This window comes from Paenibacillus chitinolyticus (assembly GCF_045038035.1).
Lineage (GTDB): Bacteria > Bacillota > Bacilli > Paenibacillales > NBRC-103111 > Paenibacillus_F > Paenibacillus_F chitinolyticus_A.
This window is the reverse complement of record NZ_CP173427.1, coordinates 3,843,383-3,859,741: the sequence shown is the minus strand read 5'-3', so window position 1 is coordinate 3,859,741 and position 16,359 is coordinate 3,843,383. Positions and strand designations below refer to the sequence as shown.

Genomic DNA, 16,359 nt, shown 5'->3' with positions numbered 1-16,359 from the left:
CGCGGTACCACCTTCGGTTGATGCGAAGTCTGAGCGGACCTGCCGGCACCATTTGAGAACAGGGGCCATACCTAAACAAGGTCCAATCGAGATGCGCATCCATCTCTGTCCCTGATAACAGCAGGGGACTGTTCAGCTCGTCGCTGACCGTTCCGGGGCGGGTTCGGGAAAACTGCTGCAAAGCTCTTTCAGCCGGGGAGCTTTTCTCTGAAGCAAAGCGGGTTATCCTTACTATTCCCATCACAACGTTCGATGTTTTCTTACTAGGATAGCACGCGTGCCGCCGGTTGTAAAGAAGGGCTCTCCGGAAGGAGAGCCCGATCCGCTTCGGCGGATTACTTGTCGAACAGATGCAGTTTGCCGATGCGCCGGACGGCTTCTTGCAGGCGTTCCTCGCCTGTAAGGAGTCCGAGCCGGACATAGCCTTCCCCGTGGGTGCCGAACCCGATGCCGGGCGCCACGACGACTTTGGCTTCATTCAGCAGCAGATCGGCAAATTCAGCCGAACTGTATTTACGGGGCACGGGAAGCCAGGCGAAGAAGGACCCCTGTGAAGGCTTGGCTTCCCACCCGATTTCGTTCAGAGCGCCGAAAAGCGTATTGCGGCGGCTCTCGTAGACGTCTCTCAGCTCGCGCACGCAGTCCTGGGGAGCCGTCAAAGCGGTGGCGGCAGCGGCTTGTATCCCGCCGAAGAGGGAGACGTACATATGATCCTGCATGAGATTGATGATGCGGATAATATCCGGGTTGCCGAGCGCAAACCCGACCCGCCAACCGGCCATGTTGTACGTTTTGGAAAGCGTATAAAACTCTACGCCGACTTCCTTGGCGCCCGGCCGTTCGAGGAAGCTGACGGGCCTGCCGCCGTCGAACCCGATCGCGCCGTAAGCGAAATCGCTGGCCACGACAATCCCGTTCTTCGCGGCGAATGCGATCGTTTCGTCGTAGAAGGCTTCGGAAGCCGTAGAAGCGGTCGGATTGTTCGGATAGTTGATGAACATAAGCTTGGCCCGGCGTACGTCGTTCTCGGACAATGAGCCGTAATCCGGCAGGAAGGCGTTGTCTTCACGCAAAGGCATGAAGGCCATTTCGGCTCCGGCGAGCGCTACACCCGACCAGTAATCGGGATAGCCCGGGTCCGGCACGAGGCAGACGTCTCCCGGATTCAGCAGGCATTGGCTGATTTCCACGAGACCGGTCTTGCCGCCGAACAGGATCGCCACTTCCGTCTCAGGGTCCAGGGTGACGCCGTAATCCTCCCGGTAGCGTGCGGCAATCGCTTCTTTCAGGAAGCCGTAACCGCTGAAGGGCGGATACTTGTGGTACAGCGGGTTCTCCGCGGATTCCTGAAGAGATTTTACGATATGGGAAGGGGTAGGCCGATCCGGGTTGCCTTGCCCGAGATTGATGACATCGTGCCCCTGAGCGATTTGGGCATTCGCTTTTTTGACAAGTCCCGCAAAAAATTGCGAAGGCAGGCTTGCCATGCGGCTTGCCGCTTCGATTTGCAAAGGCCTTACAGGCGCGTTCTTTAAAGGGGACTGGCTGTGATCCGGCTGCGGGGAACGGCCGGTTTGTAGGTTGTCGTTCATGATTTTACTGCCTCCATCATGCTGATCCGTTAGGGATAGACCCGGTATGATCCTAAATTTACCCCTACTTTATCATGATTTCAAAAGGATGTATACCACTCGGAATTGTCCGTTTAAAAGCCCTCTTTAACGGTTCCGCTCCCTTCGTCGAGAACGTTCTGCCCGTTGCCGGTTCCTCCGTTGCCGAAGAGCAGGCTGCCGGTGCTTTTCTTGCCGGAAATCCGGATGCCGGCCGTTTTGCAGCCGCTGAACAAATTGCCGCTCGCCGCGTTTTCGCGGGAGCCGGTCTCCCCTCTCGATTCGATGTGGATGCCGCTTGCGCCCAGATTGCGGAACGTCCCGTCCTGTACGGAAGTGCGTACCGCGTTGCTGAGCACGACGCCGTTTCCGCTGATTCCTTTCAGTACATTGCCCTGAAGGGTATGGTCCGCGGGCTGGAGCTTGCCGGACTCCTGGTCGCCTTCCAAGCGGATGCCGTCCCCGTCGAGGCTGGCGATTTCATTGTGGGAAACGGCACAGCCGGAGACATTGCGTTTCAGCAGGATGGCGGTTATCCCCGATTTACCGGCCGCCGGATTGGTGATCCGGTTGTAAATAATATCATTCCGCGCGGCGGGTTCGGCTGCCTGATCCGATTGGACGAGGAAGGCATATTGGTCGATGTAAGTTACGTCATTCGATTGGATGACCGTCCGGGAACATCCTCCGTCCAGATATATGGCTGCATTCGTTACGCTCTTGAAGGTGTTGCGGAAAAAGGTGTGGCCTTCGCCTCCGCTGCAGTATATACCGGTGCCGTAATGGAGTTTACCCGGTATATTGCCCAGAATAAGCTCGAAGTCGCAGTGTTCCACCCGGCACGCGCGGCAGTTTCGGAGCATAACCGGACTGGACAAGGTGAAAAAGCGGCAGTCCGTGATGCTGACATGGCTCGCTTGAAGCAGAGAGATGATGCTGTCTTCGACAGGCGAAGCGACAGCCCCGGGCGCACTGCCGCCGTGGAAGGAAAGACCGCCGATTTCGATATCCGATGCGGGCGGCAGGGAGGTGAAGGCGCAGCCGGCGGCGGCCGTCAGGATTGTCTGACCGATGCCCGCTCCCATAACCCGGACGCCGCTTTTCAGCTGCACCGGCTTGGTCAGGATATACCGGCCCGCGGGTATGTAGACAATGCCGCCGGTCTGGGCGGCCGCGTGAACGGCGCTCTGAATTCCGGCGGAGTCCGTGTCCCCGTAGGAGCCCTGCCCCAGGGCGCCGTATTCTTTTACGTTATGGATAAGCGTTTCCGCTCCACGCGCTTTGACGGCGGAAGGAAGCGAACCGGCAGCCATAACGGCTCCAGCCGCGCCGAGTGCGGCGAGCAGCTTTCTTCTGCTGAGAGGTCGGGACGAATTCATAGGTATCTCTCCTTATCGCTACTTGATTAGATGGTTGAACATGAATTTCGCCGCGGGACCAGTATTTTCCTTCCGATGGTTGACAAAAGAGAGTGCGGTCGCCTTTTTGCCCCAAGTAGGATAGGAAGAAAAGAATTGATCTATAGGAGTCGATCCTCTATCATAAAAGCAGACTGACGTACCCGGCAGATTAAACTAGGAGGTGCCAGAATGGATAACCAGCAATCGTTTCCGAACAAAGTCCGTCTCGCGCTTATTCAAATGGATATTACAATCGGAGAGCCGGAAGTAAACCGGCGAAAAGCAGAGCAGCTTCTTCTGGAAGCGGTCGGCGGCGCGCAAAAACCGGACATTATCGTACTGCCCGAAATGTGGAACACGGGTTATGCCCTGGACCGGATTCATGAACTTGCCGATCCGGAGGGCCGCATAACCCGGGAGATGCTCGGCTCTTTTGCCAAAGAGCAAGGGGTGCATATTATCGGAGGCTCCGTAGCGGAGAAGAAGGGCGAGGAAGTTAAAAACACCGTCTACGGTTTTAACCGGAACGGGGAAGAGATTCTCGAATATTCCAAGATTCATCTGTTCCAGCTGATGGACGAGCATTTGAGCCTTGCCGCCGGCAGTCAAAGGGGCAGTTTCGATTTGGATGGAATTCCGGCCGCAGCCGTAATCTGTTACGACATCCGGTTCCCCGAACTTACCCGCAAGCTCGCTCTGGACGGGGCGCAGATGCTCTTCGTGCCCGCCGAGTGGCCGCATCCGCGTCTCCATCACTGGCGTACGCTGCTGATGGCGCGCGCCATCGAGAATCAGATGATCGTCGTTTCCTGCAACCGGGTAGGAGAAAGCAAGGGAACCTCATTCTTCGGACATTCCATGGTGATAGATCCTTGGGGGCAGGTGCTGGCCGAGGGCGGGGAAGAAGAAGAAATCATTTTCGCCGAAGTCGATTTGGCCGAAGTGGCCTCCGTACGCGGTAAAATTCCCGTATTCGCCGACCGCCGTCCAGCCGTATACGAATAAAGCGAACGCCAAAAAACGCAGTCCTTCAAGAAGAAGGACTGCGTTTTTATCGTTCCCTTTTAAAGGGAGACGGTTGTCGGATAAAAGCTGAAATCCGGTGTCAGACGGAAGATCTTCGGCCTGTTATCAGCGTGATGACAAACAGGATGAGGAACAGGAAGAACAGAACTTTGGCGATACCGGCAGCGGCGCTGACGATTCCGAAGAATCCGAAAATACCCGCTACGATTGCGATGATCAGAAAAATCATAGCCCATTTTAACATAAGAAACCCTCCTTATAAGCGATAGTCATTTTTATTGGTATGGTCGTGTGCAAGTCGTTAACGGCTGTACGGTATGGTTTGCGGCCGCATTCCGCATGCCTTGATCAGAACAGATTGCTGTTCTGGTTATCGCGGCCGCTCATGTAAATGCCCGTAGGCGGGAGCGTCGTTTCATCTTCGCGAAGACGTCCGTCGAGAGGATAGCCGTCATCGTCGCGGTCCGCATAAGCGATCACAAGGATTTTTCCGCGGTCAAGCTCTTTCTCATAGGTATCCGCTTCGGAAGAGCTCAGGCCGAGCGATTCCATTTTGGCGCGGAGCTTATCGCCTTTCGAACGGAACAAGTTGGCGGCGGCCGTCATTAGGCCTTCTTCCGCTACACCGACTTCATTCGTGTTCGTCATTTCCGCCACGCCTTCGGTACGGTCGTTATCGTGCGTCATGACGTAAATTTCATCCAGGTTAAAGCCTTCCGCCTGCAAATTTTTTACTTCGCGCAGGGCTTGTTCTTCGTTAGCGGCAAGTCTCACTTTGGTTTCCATGTTCATTCTCCTCCTTATCGTTTAAGCCGCAGCTTTCTTGTCTTCTCGCTTTTGCCGCGGCGACTTCGTGGTTCAGGTTGTTTGCCTGTCGTTCATGACTCTTATTAACCGCGCCCCTTTTCGTTGAAACAAAGCTATTGACAAATTCGCCTGCATATGAACTATCAAATCTTTCCTGATTCAAGAGCCGTTTTCGGGGTTACTTTTAAATAGGATATTTTATATAATAGGATAGATGTGCAGCTACCTTTGTTTTCAGGCGCACGGCCATTTCTGGCGATACCGACGGGAGACAAAGTGTGCGGTAGTAGATTTATTCCCCCCAGACCGACGCGTTTCGGCTTTACCCGATTGTACGGAAAGCAAACGGACGCCGACGGCTTTGGTTACAAAATACTCCCAAGTAGATCAAGGAATCACAGACAGAAGAATTCCACTATAAAAGGAGAACATGGAATGAGCATCATGATTGTAGACGATAATCCGGTCAATCTTATTGTGATCGAAAAAATATTGAAAAGCGCGGGCTACTCCAATATGCACCGCGCTTCTTCTGCTATGGAACTGTTTGAAATGCTGAAGATCGACAATCCGAGTTCCTCGGATTTACAAATCGATTTAATTTTGATGGACCTGATGATGCCGGAAATCGACGGGATCGAAGCCTGCAAAAAATTGCAGCAGATCGAGGAACTGAAAGACATTCCGATTATTATCATCACGGCCATGGGAGATTCCATTAAACTGGCGGAGGCTTTGGAAGCGGGAGCGATCGATTACGTAACCAAGCCTATCAACAAAATCGAGCTGGTAGCCCGGATTAAATCCGCACTGAGGCTCAAATACGAGAAAGACTGGCACAAAGAAAACGACAATCGGATCCGTTCCGAGCTGCAATTGGCGAAGAACGTCCAAAGCAGCGTACTCAGCCTGCCGATCGAAACGGAGAAAATCCGGATCGAAGCTTACTATAACCCCTCTTATGAGCTCGCGGGAGATTTGTACAACTGGTATCCCATCGATGAAGACCGTTACGGGGTTATGCTGCTTGACATTATGGGACACGGCATTTCTTCGTCGCTTGTCTGCATGTTTATCTCCTCGGTCCTCCGGGATACGATTACCAAATTTGTGACGCCGGAGCTTGTAATTGCCGAACTGAACCGGTATATGAACCGGCTGCACAACGACCAGAATCATTTGAACTATTATTTCACGGCGATTTATATGCTGGTAGATACGAAGAACAAGACCATCGACTACGTAAATGCCGGTCACCCGCCGGGCTTTCTTATGAACGGCAGCGGTGAGGCGGTCCCTCTTATGAACGGAACCTGTGCGGTCGGATTTTTCGAGGAAATGGATATCAAGCCCGGCCGGATCACTTACACGGGAAAATCGCGGATTCTGCTTTACACCGACGGACTTCTCGAGGAAATAGAAGAGGGCGACACGGAGCTGCCGACGCGGCTTATCACGGCTGTTCAGCAAAAAGGGGATATGGGGCTTCACGCGGTAGTGGACGAACTGCTGGACGAAGAAGTCCAAAACAATCATATGGATGATATTTGTCTGATCTGGATCGATATTCCCTGAGAAGGGGCCGGTTACTAGAGACAGTTATAAAAGGGGAGAGGGAAGTCTTTTATGAAAATATCGACAAAGCTCATGGCGGGTTTCGGGCTTTTGTTTGTCTTGATGTTCGTGCTGGCGGGAATCGGGACGACTCGGATAAGCAATATCGACGAGAGCCTCGACAGCGCGTTTGTCAACCGCTATAACAAGACACGGATGGCCTACACGGCCCGTTCGGACGTCAATACGATCGCCAAATATATGGCGAATCTGCTGCTTAATTCAGACCCTAATCAACTGGGCGCCAAAGAAAATCTGGCTAAAGCGAACACTTACAAAGAGAAGCTGAAAGAAGGGGTGGCTGCGCTTCAGAAATCGGCCGATTCGGACGTGGAGAAGCAGCTAACCTATGAGACGGTCAAAAGCACCGAGAATTTTATGATCTACCTGAATCAGGCGATCGAGCTTTACGAGAACGGCAAGGTAGCGGAAGCGAACAAACTGAGAACCGATATCGGCGTGAGTTATCAGGATCAGGTAACGGATAGTGTGGATCATTTAACGCAATATCTGGACGATAACGTACAAAAAGGGATTAACGAATTTAAAGCTTCCAACAGCAAAACGCTGCTCATGACGATTGTGCTGACGGTGGCCGCTCTCGTGATCGGCCTCGGGATCATGTACTGGATCATGCGCAGCTTGTCCCGCGGGCTTGCCCTGCTTACCGGCATGATCAAAGGGTTCGGCAACGGCCGGTTTGACCCCGGCTACCGCGTAGAGGTGACGACAACGGACGAGTTCGGCAAAGTTGCCGATGTCTTCAATACGATGGCCGACGACCTTGAAGAGCTGATGCACAACGAACGGACCTTCAATAAGCTGAACGAAGACCAGGCATGGCTCAAATCGAATGTAGCGAACATGAGCATGCTGCTGCAGGATCAGACCAATATGCACGACCTGACGAACAGCTTTATCTCGGAAGCTTCCCGCATGATCGGCGCCACGTTTGGAGCGGTGTATCTGTTGGAACGGGAAGGGATGAGGACGAGGCTGGTACTGTCCTCGGCTTACGCGTTTGACAAAGATCCCGACGATAATCTTCTTCCCGAGTTCGCGCTCGGTCAGGGTCTTGTCGGTCAGGCGGCCGCGGACGGCCGGCGGATTATGGTCCAAGACGAGGTGGATAAGTATTTGACTATCCAGTCTTCTTTCGGACAGCTGGACGCGAAGTATCTCGTTGTCGAGCCGGTCATGTCCGAGGAAGAAATCGGAGCCGTCGTTGAATTCGCCGGACTGAAAATGCTCAGCGAGAAAGAACTGGATCTGCTGGAGCAGTTGACGGAGAATCTCGCGGTCTCCATTGGCCGCATCCGTTCCCGCGAACGGGTCGAGGAGCTCCTCCGCATGTCGCAGGCATTGACGGAGGAACTGCAAAGCCAGTCCGAAGAGCTCATTTCCCAGCAGGAAGAGCTGCGCACCTCCAATGAGAAGCTGGAAGAGCAGACGAAGGCGCTGAAAGCGTCCGAAGAGCTACTGCAGGCCCAGCAGGAAGAGCTGGAGCAGAGTAACGAAGAACTGCTCCGCAAAACGAAGCAGCTCCAGATCCAGGTTCAAGAGACGGAGCTGGCTAACCGGCAGATCGAGGAAGCGAAGGAAGCGCTGGAGAAGCAGGCGTTCGAGCTGGCCATGGCATCGAAGTACAAATCCGAATTTTTGGCCAATATGTCGCATGAACTGCGTACGCCGCTTAACAGCATGCTCATTCTTTCGCAGATGCTTGCGGAGAATAAAGACAGCAACCTGTACGACAAGCAGGTGGAGTACGCGGAGACGATTCACTCTTCCGGCTCCGATCTGCTCAAATTGATCAATGATGTCCTCGACCTGTCGAAGGTAGAAGCCGGGAAAGTGGAGGTTCAGGACGAGTATGTTCTCGTGCCGGATATCATGGAAACGATCCAGCGCTCGTTCGAACAAGTCGCCCGGAAGAAATCGTTGGGCTTTGAAATTACGATTGACAAGGGCGTGCCGCGGATGCTTTATACGGACAGCATGCGGCTGGAGCAGATTCTGCGGAATCTGCTGTCCAATGCTTTTAAATTTACGTCCCAGGGTTCCGTGCATTTGCATGTCTATCCCGTTCAGGAGGGAGAGCCGCAAATTGCTTTCTCCGTCAAGGATACGGGAATCGGGATTGCCGAAGAGAAGCAGCAGATTATCTTCGAAGCGTTCCAGCAGGCCGACGGGACGACGAGCCGGCAGTTCGGCGGAACGGGACTCGGGCTGTCCATTTCCAAGCAGCTCGCAAGCCTCCTCGGCGGTACGATCGAAATCTGCAGCCGGGAAGGGGAAGGCAGCACGTTCACGCTGTTCATCCCGCACCGGCAGTATTCCGAGCGCGTAGGAGGCTCGGCCGAGGCGGCTGCCGCGGGACAGGAGCAGCAGGCACTGCCGCTTCCTGGCGCATCCGCAGCGCCGCAGCTTCCGGCGCCTGCGCCCGCACCGGTTAAACCGGCTCCGAAGTCCGTCCAGCGCGAGGTGGAGGACGACCGGGGCAGCATCGCCGAGAACGATAAAGTGCTGCTGATCGTGGAAGACGATGTGCACTTTATGAACGTGCTCGTCGACATGGCCCGCAGCCGCGGATTTAAGGCTCTGGTCGCGATGCAGGGGGATATCGGGCTGCAGATGGCGAAAGAGTATAAACCGGACGGCATCATCCTGGATATCCAGCTGCCGATCGTCGACGGCTGGTCGATTCTCGTCCAGCTCAAGAACAATGCCGAGACCCGGCATATCCCGGTACACGTGATGTCGGTTGTCGACGAAGTGCACCAGGGGCTCTCTATGGGCGCGATCGCCTATATGCGCAAGCCTTCCAGCAAGGATGTGCTGGAGCAGGCCTTTATCGAACTGGAAGGGTTCATCGATCAAAATCTGCGGAAGCTCCTGCTTGTAGAGGATGATCCCGTCCAGATGAACAATCTGATCGATCTTATCCGCCACGACGATGTCCTTATCGAAGTGGCGACAACGGCGGATGAAGCGATCGTGAAGCTCAGAGAGCGGCATTTCGACTGCATGGTTCTCGATATCGGCTTGGCGGATCAGTCCGCATTCGATCTGCTGGAGCGGATCAAAGCCGAGGAAGAGCTTCGCCGCCTGCCGATTGTTATTTACACGGAAAAAGAATACGATAAGAAAGACGAGATGAGACTTAAGAAATACGCGGAGTCCATTATCATCAAGAACGTGAAATCGCCGGAGCGGCTGCTTGACGAAACGGCGCTGTTCCTGCACCGGGTGGAAGAAACCCTGCCGGAGGAGAAGAAGCGGATTTTACAGCGTCTTCACAGCAGCGAAGCGGTGTTTGCAGGCAAGAAGGTACTTCTCGTCGATGACGATATCCGCAACGTGTTTGCGCTATCCAACCTGCTGGAAGGATACAATATGAAGGTGCTGTTTGCGGAGACCGGGCGTCAGGCTTTGTCCATTCTCGAAAAGGAACCGGACCTTGATCTCGTTCTGATGGATATCATGATGCCGGAAATGGACGGTTATCAAGCCATGAAAGAGATCCGCAGCATGCCGCAATTCGATAATCTGCCGATTATCGCCCTGACCGCGAAGGCCATGCGGGATGACCGGGAGAAGTGCATACAGGCCGGCGCGTCGGATTATATAACAAAACCGATAAATAATGATCAGTTAATGTCTCTAATTCGCGTTTGGTTGTTTAAGTAAGAGAAGGAGCAAATGCGAACCCTCTGATGAGAAACATCTAAGACGTGCCGCAGGATCGATTCGGAGGAGAAGGAGAGAGACAATTGGATTCGAATTTTCAACCCATAGATCAACTGCCGACCTTTTCCGGTCAGCAGGCCGAGCACGAACGTATTGAGATCAACCTGCTGCTGGAGGGGATTTACCGCATTTACGGCTACGATTTCCGCAATTATTCGTACCCCTCCATCCGGCGAAGGATCTGGCACCGCCTCCTGGCGGAGAAGCTGACTACCGTCTCCGGCCTGCAGGAGAAAGTACTGCACGACCGGGAATGTCTGGAACGGCTGCTGTCGGACCTGGTGATCCACGTAACCGAGATGTTTCGTGATCCCGAGGTGTTCCTCACCTTCCGGCAGAAGGTGGTTCCCCTGCTCCGCCAGTATCCGGCGATTCGCATCTGGCATGCGGGCTGCGCCACCGGAGAGGAAGTCTACTCCATGGCGATCCTGCTGCACGAAGAGGGGCTCTACGACCGCACCCGGATTTATGCGACGGATATAAACGAGGATGTGCTTAAGAAGGCGGAGAAAGGAATCTATCCGCTGCGCAGCATGAAAGACTATACGAGAAACTACCTGCAGTCCGGAGGCAAGGAAGCTTTCTCGAAGTATTATACGGCTTCGAAGGATTCCGTTACGCTTCATTCCTTTCTGCGCGACAATATAGTTTTCGCCCAGCATAACCTGGTTACGGATCGTTCGTTTAACGAGTTTCACGTGATTTTGTGCCGGAATGTATTGATTTATTTCAATACGCAGCTCCAGAACCAGGTGCATACACTCATATACGAAAGCCTGGGACTGTCCGGTTTTCTGATTCTGGGCGATAAAGAAACGATCACTTTCACCAAGCACGCGTCCGCTTACGAAGCCGTCAGTACAGCCGACAAAATTTACCGCAAGGTGCAGTGACGCTGCATAAGATGAGGAAACGAGTTGGAGGAAGGGGTTTCTCGAAGTGAACTTGGATGAACCGATTAAAATACTGATGGTAGACGATCAGCCCGAGAATTTGCTGGCGCTTGAAGCCGTTCTTGCGGAAGAGAACTATCATCTGGTAAAAGCGGGCTCGGGTGAAGAGGCCCTTCGATGTTTATTGCACGACGATTTCGCCGTGATTGTCCTGGACGTTCAGATGCCGGGCATGGACGGTTTCGAGACGGCCCGCTGGATCAAATCGCGGGAGAAATCGAAGGATATCCCGATTATTTTCATTACAGCGGCTTCCCATGAGAAGGAGCATGTTTTCGCGGCTTATTCGGTGGGTGCCATTGATTATATCGTTAAACCGTTCGTGCCTCACACGCTGAAAGCCAAGATCGAAGGCTTCGTGAACCTGTATCTCGTTCAGAAAAAGCTCCAGCACCAGTCGGAGCTGCTGAATATGCGGACACAGGAACTACTGACGGCTAAAGAAGCGGCGGAATCCGCCAACCGGGCCAAATCCGAATTTCTTGCGCTGATGAGCCATGAAATCCGCACGCCCATGAACGGGGTCATGGCGATGACCGATCTGCTCCTGGAAACGGAGCTTTCGGATGAACAGCGGGAATACGCCGATACCATTTCCCGGAGCGGTGCCGCGCTGCTGCATATTATCAATCAGATTCTCGATTTCACCAAACTCGAATCTTCCAAAATGGAGATGAACACCGAGCCATTCGACCTGGACGTCTGCATGGAAGAGACGATGGATCTGTTCTACGGCGAATGCCGCAAGAAGGATCTCAAACTGGAGCGGGAAATTGCGGAGAATGTTCCGACCCATCTCATCGGGGACGAGCTGAAGCTTCGTCAGGTGCTCATTAATCTGATCGGCAACGCGGTTAAATTCACCGAGACGGGCGGCATTAAGGTTAACGTGACGAATCTGGGAAAAACCCGGAACGGCAGCCGGATTATTCTTCAATTTCGGGTCCGCGATACGGGAATCGGAATTCCGGCCGAGAAAAGAAACCGGCTGTTCCAGCCTTTTACACAGGTGGACTCCTCCATGACGCGGAAATACGGAGGAACCGGCTTAGGGCTTGTCATTTGCCAAAATCTTGTGGAACTCATGTCCGGCAAAATGGAAGTTTACTCACAAGAGGGCCAAGGCACCGAATTTGTTTTTACCATACAGGCGGAAGAACTCCGCGCTTGATAAAAGCTTCGTAAACACGCGCAGAATGCGGTTTGCGGGGCTTTTTTTGTTGTCTTTTTTATGGTTTCAAAGGGATGGAGGCGGTGTAAGAACTGGTATTACCGAGATATAGAGGCGGGAGGTAAATAAGAGAGAAGCGACCTGCAACGGGCTGACCCCCATGACAGCAATAGTCTTACAAATTGTGCAAATAAAAGCGAACAAATCAAATTAAGTTGATTATGAATTCTCCGCACGGGGTATTTAAAGGTAGACAAGTTTTACTTGGACTATAAAAACAAGAACTCTTTCTTATAGAAAAATAAAAAAGAAATAGACAACTACGAAAGGATCAGGTGACAGAGATGAGAAAACAGAGTGTAGCAATACTACTAGCAGGAGGCGAAGGCCGCCGACTCGGCGCCCTTACCCAAAATACGGCGAAACCGGCGGTTCATTTCGCGGGCCGCTACCGTATGATCGATTACGCGCTCAGCAACTGCCGCAACTCCGGCGTCGATACGATTGGTGTTGTTACCCAATACAAACCGGAATCCCTTCATCAACACATCGGAACAGGCGAAGCTTGGCTCAGTGAAACGGACAAAGGATGCGTCGAAGTGCTTTGCTCGAACCAGGAGCATGTAATCGGAAACGAATTTACGGGAACGGCTAACGCGGTTTATCAGAACCGCCATTTTATCGAAAAGCACGATCCGGACTATGTTTTGGTGCTTTCGGGCGACCACATTTATCAAATGGATTACAGCGAAATGATCGAACAGCATCAAAAGCTCGGTTCGGTCGCGACAATCGCGGTTAAGCCGGTAGGCTGGGACGAAGCGAGCCGCTTCGGAATTATGAATACGGATGAAGAAGGGCGCATTGTCGAGTTTGAAGAGAAACCGGCACAGCCGAAGAGCAATCTGGCTTCGATGGGAATTTACGTATTCAATTGGGATTTCCTGAAGAAAGTGCTGGAGCGCGACGAAATGTCTGCGGATTCTTCCCACGATTTCGGTAAGGATGTCATCCCGATGATGGTCGAGGAAGGTGTTCGCGTTCATTCCTTCTCCTATGAGGGCTATTGGAAAGATGTCGGCACGATCGACAGCCTGTGGCAGGCACAAATGGACCTGTTGAACGGTTCTCCGCTGATGAGCGAGCTGGAATGGCCGATGTATACGGCCGGGATTTCCAACGTGAAGCCGCACGTCGACCGTACGGCCAAAGTGGACCGTTCCTTAATCAGCGAGAACTGCGCCGTGTACGGTCACGTTCAGAACTCGGTAATCTCTCATGGAGTTTACATAGGAAAAGGCAGCGTTCTGACGGACTGCGTGATCATGCCGAATGTCCGGATAGGGAACAACGTAAAGCTCCATAAAGCCATTATCGGCGAGGGAAGCGTATTGTGCGACGGTGTAACGGTAGGTAAGACGGATGCCCAAACGATTAGTGTGGTCGGAGATCATGAGGTCCTTTACAAGCTTAACGACAAAGCTCCGAAAATTTACCTGCCTCGTCTCGAGCAGCGAATCGGTTAAGGGGGATATTCAAGTGAACCATTCCATTATTGTCGTCGACAGCGAGAAGGAAATCCGCGATGTTATTCGTCAGCTTCAAACCGCGGGATGCGAACCGCACTGCATTCACGTGCTGTCCGATGAAGCGGTAGACACGGAAGAAATGCTGAGACCGCGTTATACAAGCCGTATCGGCTTCTCCGCAGAGCAAATGGCCTATACGATGGCGACTATTTTCCGCGGAAGCGGCAGGGCGATGCGTTCTAAGCTCATCTCGCTGGGGCTGGCGGGAAGTGCGATTCCTTATTACGAAGAGGAAATTTCGCGGGGACGCATTGTAGTCGTGGCGGTTCCCAGCCAGTTTGTTTATGCCTATGATGCCAGTTATGCGGATCAAGCGATTGAAGCATCTGCTGCCGGCCAATAACCGTACGATTGGATTTACTTTCGATTTTACGTTTTTAGGATACTTTCGGACTCTGTAATCATCCCTTAGCCGCTCATGACCCCAATACGTCTTAGGAGGGACTCCAGATGAACAAGAAATCATTGACGATGGCGCTGCTTGGCGGTGCGCTGCTTTTCAGCGGCGCTCATGGACTTGAGGTGCCTGCGTCCGCAGGTGCGGATGAAGGACTCATTTCTAAGGCAGCCCCTCCTTTGGCTCTTGGCGCTGGAGGCGCCATTACGGAGTTGGCGGGATACAAGACGGCTAACGCCAGCGGTACGGTCACGGTAAAGCCGGCGGTGGTTCCGGCCGAAGAAATGCCTGCAGAGGCGCCCGGCTCCGTCAAACTGGAACGCGTAAACGGCATCTCTTTATCCGACGATGTGAATACAATTGTGAAGCGGAAGGGAGAGCCGAAATCCATCCGAAAGGATGAATTTTTCGGGGATACGAAAATTCTTGAGTATCCCGATTGCAGCGTTGCCGTAGGCGATTACGGGGTGGAATATGTAGAAGTTACGACCGAGCATAAGCAGATTACGATCGACGGCAAGCAGGTCGCGAATAATTTGCAAGCACTCGAAAAGACACTGGGAGAGCCTTACTGGGTGGCCGAGGACGGTTTGGTCTACACGCAGGACAACCAAGCGTTAAAATTGTTCGTAGACCCCGACACCGGTCAGTTAAAATCGGTTCATTTCTTTTCCAGCGTTACGGAATAAGGATTCATCTAACCGGAATCCAAGCAGCAGAAACAGGCCCGCGCCAAGCGGGTTTTTTTGTTGTTTCCATTTGAAGGGAAGCAAAGACCGGGATGGCGAAAAAACGGATATGTTATATGGTGATCCAGTGAAACTCTGTTCATCAGAAAAAAAGGGAGGCGGCTGAGGGGAGCCGATTTTCCTGACTGAATCAAGCTCGATCCGGCTGCCGGACCAGATCATACAGAGGCTGGCGGTGAGAGGAACGGGAGAAGTGGAAGCTAGGGGAGATAAGGCGCGCAGTCGTCCATTAAGTTTCTCACCATGCTCCTATGGGTACCTCTGTTAAAGGCAATTGAAGACCGCGCGGAGTAGGCGTAAGACTCTTAATGTTATCAAGATGTCCCAATAATTACTCTTGATAAGGAGGGTAGAGAGCTATAACGCCCGCGTCGCGCTTCGTGAAGCTCCGACGTGATGCAGCAGCTGCATGACGGTAAATCAGACACCTGAACGGCGAAGAGAGAGCCGGTGTAAGGAGACACAAAAAATCAGCCTTGCAAGAAGGCTGATTGAAGGAGATCTATTAAAATTTAGGGAATACATATTTAACGAGGAAGTAAAGGAAACCAAAGAAAATGATGAGATAGGCCGCATATTTGATAAAAGTTGAAGCGACGGCGCTCGAATCCGATCTTTTCTCAATGTGCCTCTGCTCAATGTCGACATTCTTGTCTTGATCCATGGGTAACCCTCCTTCCTTTCACCAGATCAATTGCGGTAGTCTTAATCGTTTATGTAAGACTCCAGCATCCAAATGTGTTTTTCAAGGTTGGTGCAGATTTCGGTCAGCATATCCGCCGTACCGTGGTCGCCTTCGTTCTCGGCGGCTTCGATCGCTTCCTTGGATTCTTCCGTAATGGTGCGGAAGTCCTGGATTAGCTCTTCTACCATTTGGCCGGCGTTGCGCTCCGGAGAAACTTCTTTGATAGAGGAGTTCGTCTGGAATTCTTTCGTTGTGGAAAGCGGGCTTCCCTGAAGTCCAAGGATACGCTCGGCAATTGTGTCCAGGTAAAGATCGGCTTCTTTATAGAGCTCTTCGAATTTTACATGGAGAACGAAGAACGAAGGGCCTTTGAGGTACCAATGGAACTGATGCAGCTTGACGTACATGACACCCCAGTTTGCCACTTGTTTATTAAGTAAAGTTACGGTTTGTTTTTCTTTAGCTGTAGATGTTTTAGCCATGTTTATTTCCTCCCTTTAACTCTGAATAGTCGTGTCTACAAGCTCATTACCCGCAGTTACCCCCGGCGAAACAAGGCAAATTATAGCGGGAAATCCGGTGTTTCAAAGTGCCCGGCAGGTGGTAAA

The 16,359-nt window shown here is 52.6% G+C and carries 14 protein-coding genes; 8 read left to right on the top strand and 6 right to left on the bottom strand.

The annotated features are described in order from the left end of the window. Nucleotides 1–335 precede the first annotated feature (335 nt). Both ACI48J_RS17170 and ACI48J_RS17165 read right to left on the bottom strand, forming a co-directional pair. On the bottom strand, nucleotides 336–1,592 hold the full coding sequence (locus ACI48J_RS17170; RefSeq protein ID WP_326053194.1) for a pyridoxal phosphate-dependent aminotransferase: 1,257 nt from the start codon (nucleotides 1,590–1,592) through the stop codon (nucleotides 336–338). A gap of 113 nt (nucleotides 1,593–1,705) precedes the next feature. After that, nucleotides 1,706–2,989: a glycosyl hydrolase family 28-related protein gene (locus tag ACI48J_RS17165; RefSeq protein ID WP_405079447.1), complete on the bottom strand. Its 1,284-nt coding sequence runs from the start codon at nucleotides 2,987–2,989 to the stop codon at nucleotides 1,706–1,708. A 210-nt stretch (nucleotides 2,990–3,199) separates the two neighbouring features. Between ACI48J_RS17165 and ACI48J_RS17160 the strand changes: the two genes are divergently transcribed. Next, nucleotides 3,200–4,015, top strand: a complete 816-nt coding sequence (locus ACI48J_RS17160; protein WP_405079446.1) for a carbon-nitrogen family hydrolase — start codon at nucleotides 3,200–3,202, stop codon at nucleotides 4,013–4,015. Nucleotides 4,016–4,115: 100 nt separating this feature from the next. Here the strand turns inward: ACI48J_RS17160 and ACI48J_RS17155 are convergent, their stop codons facing one another. Both ACI48J_RS17155 and ACI48J_RS17150 read right to left on the bottom strand, forming a co-directional pair. Then, nucleotides 4,116–4,280 carry a DUF1328 domain-containing protein gene (locus tag ACI48J_RS17155; protein WP_042228371.1) on the bottom strand — a complete coding sequence of 55 codons (165 nt, stop codon included), beginning with the start codon at nucleotides 4,278–4,280 and terminating at the stop codon, nucleotides 4,116–4,118. 104 nt (nucleotides 4,281–4,384) lie between these two features. After that, complete coding sequence (locus tag ACI48J_RS17150) at nucleotides 4,385–4,822, bottom strand: general stress protein (protein WP_405079445.1); 438 nt, start codon at nucleotides 4,820–4,822, stop codon at nucleotides 4,385–4,387. A 456-nt stretch (nucleotides 4,823–5,278) separates the two neighbouring features. On the opposite strand from ACI48J_RS17150, the gene ACI48J_RS17145 reads away from it, so the two are divergent. The 7 genes from ACI48J_RS17145 to ACI48J_RS17115 all read left to right on the top strand — a co-directional run bounded on the left by ACI48J_RS17145 (nucleotide 5,279) and on the right by ACI48J_RS17115 (nucleotide 15,006). Next, the gene (locus tag ACI48J_RS17145) at nucleotides 5,279–6,418 is read left to right on the top strand and encodes a SpoIIE family protein phosphatase (RefSeq protein WP_405079443.1); all 1,140 of its coding nucleotides are present in this window, start codon (nucleotides 5,279–5,281) and stop codon (nucleotides 6,416–6,418) included. A gap of 51 nt (nucleotides 6,419–6,469) precedes the next feature. Further along, nucleotides 6,470–10,147, top strand: coding sequence for a response regulator (locus ACI48J_RS17140; protein WP_405079442.1), 3,678 nt, complete (start codon nucleotides 6,470–6,472; stop codon nucleotides 10,145–10,147). Between the two features lie 83 nt (nucleotides 10,148–10,230). Next, on the top strand, nucleotides 10,231–11,100 hold the full coding sequence (locus tag ACI48J_RS17135; RefSeq protein WP_326053205.1) for a protein-glutamate O-methyltransferase CheR: 870 nt from the start codon (nucleotides 10,231–10,233) through the stop codon (nucleotides 11,098–11,100). A 46-nt stretch (nucleotides 11,101–11,146) separates the two neighbouring features. Then, nucleotides 11,147–12,331 (top strand): ATP-binding protein, encoded by a 1,185-nt coding sequence (locus ACI48J_RS17130; RefSeq protein ID WP_405079440.1) that lies wholly within the window; start codon nucleotides 11,147–11,149, stop codon nucleotides 12,329–12,331. Between the two features lie 344 nt (nucleotides 12,332–12,675). Beyond that, a complete protein-coding gene (locus tag ACI48J_RS17125) occupies nucleotides 12,676–13,857 on the top strand; it encodes a glucose-1-phosphate adenylyltransferase (RefSeq protein WP_405079438.1) in 1,182 nt (393 codons plus the stop codon). A gap of 13 nt (nucleotides 13,858–13,870) precedes the next feature. Continuing rightward, a complete protein-coding gene (locus tag ACI48J_RS17120) occupies nucleotides 13,871–14,263 on the top strand; it encodes a general stress protein (RefSeq protein ID WP_326053208.1) in 393 nt (130 codons plus the stop codon). 107 nt (nucleotides 14,264–14,370) lie between these two features. Further along, nucleotides 14,371–15,006, top strand: a complete 636-nt coding sequence (locus tag ACI48J_RS17115; protein WP_405079436.1) for a hypothetical protein — start codon at nucleotides 14,371–14,373, stop codon at nucleotides 15,004–15,006. 565 nt (nucleotides 15,007–15,571) lie between these two features. On the opposite strand, the gene ACI48J_RS17110 is transcribed toward ACI48J_RS17115, so the two are convergent. Together ACI48J_RS17110 and ACI48J_RS17105 are read right to left on the bottom strand one after the other, a co-directional pair. Further along, nucleotides 15,572–15,730, bottom strand: coding sequence for a hypothetical protein (locus ACI48J_RS17110; protein ID WP_009675476.1), 159 nt, complete (start codon nucleotides 15,728–15,730; stop codon nucleotides 15,572–15,574). A 41-nt stretch (nucleotides 15,731–15,771) separates the two neighbouring features. Then, nucleotides 15,772–16,233, bottom strand: a complete 462-nt coding sequence (locus tag ACI48J_RS17105) for a Dps family protein (RefSeq protein WP_326053210.1) — start codon at nucleotides 16,231–16,233, stop codon at nucleotides 15,772–15,774. Nucleotides 16,234–16,359: the final 126 nt, after the last annotated feature.

What these genes read in the sequence shown, in the direction of transcription:
- ACI48J_RS17145 (WP_405079443.1), top strand. Translation starts at nt 5,279, where the DNA reads ATGAGCATCATGATTGTAGACGATAATCCGGTCAATCTTATTGTGATC.
- ACI48J_RS17155 (WP_042228371.1), bottom strand. Translation starts at nt 4,280, where the DNA reads ATGTTAAAATGGGCTATGATTTTTCTGATCATCGCAATCGTAGCGGGT.
- ACI48J_RS17140 (WP_405079442.1), top strand. Translation starts at nt 6,470, where the DNA reads ATGAAAATATCGACAAAGCTCATGGCGGGTTTCGGGCTTTTGTTTGTC.
- ACI48J_RS17105 (WP_326053210.1), bottom strand. Translation starts at nt 16,233, where the DNA reads ATGGCTAAAACATCTACAGCTAAAGAAAAACAAACCGTAACTTTACTT.
- ACI48J_RS17115 (WP_405079436.1), top strand. Translation starts at nt 14,371, where the DNA reads ATGAACAAGAAATCATTGACGATGGCGCTGCTTGGCGGTGCGCTGCTT.
- ACI48J_RS17170 (WP_326053194.1), bottom strand. Translation starts at nt 1,592, where the DNA reads ATGAACGACAACCTACAAACCGGCCGTTCCCCGCAGCCGGATCACAGC.
- ACI48J_RS17150 (WP_405079445.1), bottom strand. Translation starts at nt 4,822, where the DNA reads ATGGAAACCAAAGTGAGACTTGCCGCTAACGAAGAACAAGCCCTGCGC.
- ACI48J_RS17165 (WP_405079447.1), bottom strand. Translation starts at nt 2,989, where the DNA reads ATGAATTCGTCCCGACCTCTCAGCAGAAGAAAGCTGCTCGCCGCACTC.
- ACI48J_RS17110 (WP_009675476.1), bottom strand. Translation starts at nt 15,730, where the DNA reads ATGGATCAAGACAAGAATGTCGACATTGAGCAGAGGCACATTGAGAAA.
- ACI48J_RS17125 (WP_405079438.1), top strand. Translation starts at nt 12,676, where the DNA reads ATGAGAAAACAGAGTGTAGCAATACTACTAGCAGGAGGCGAAGGCCGC.
- ACI48J_RS17160 (WP_405079446.1), top strand. Translation starts at nt 3,200, where the DNA reads ATGGATAACCAGCAATCGTTTCCGAACAAAGTCCGTCTCGCGCTTATT.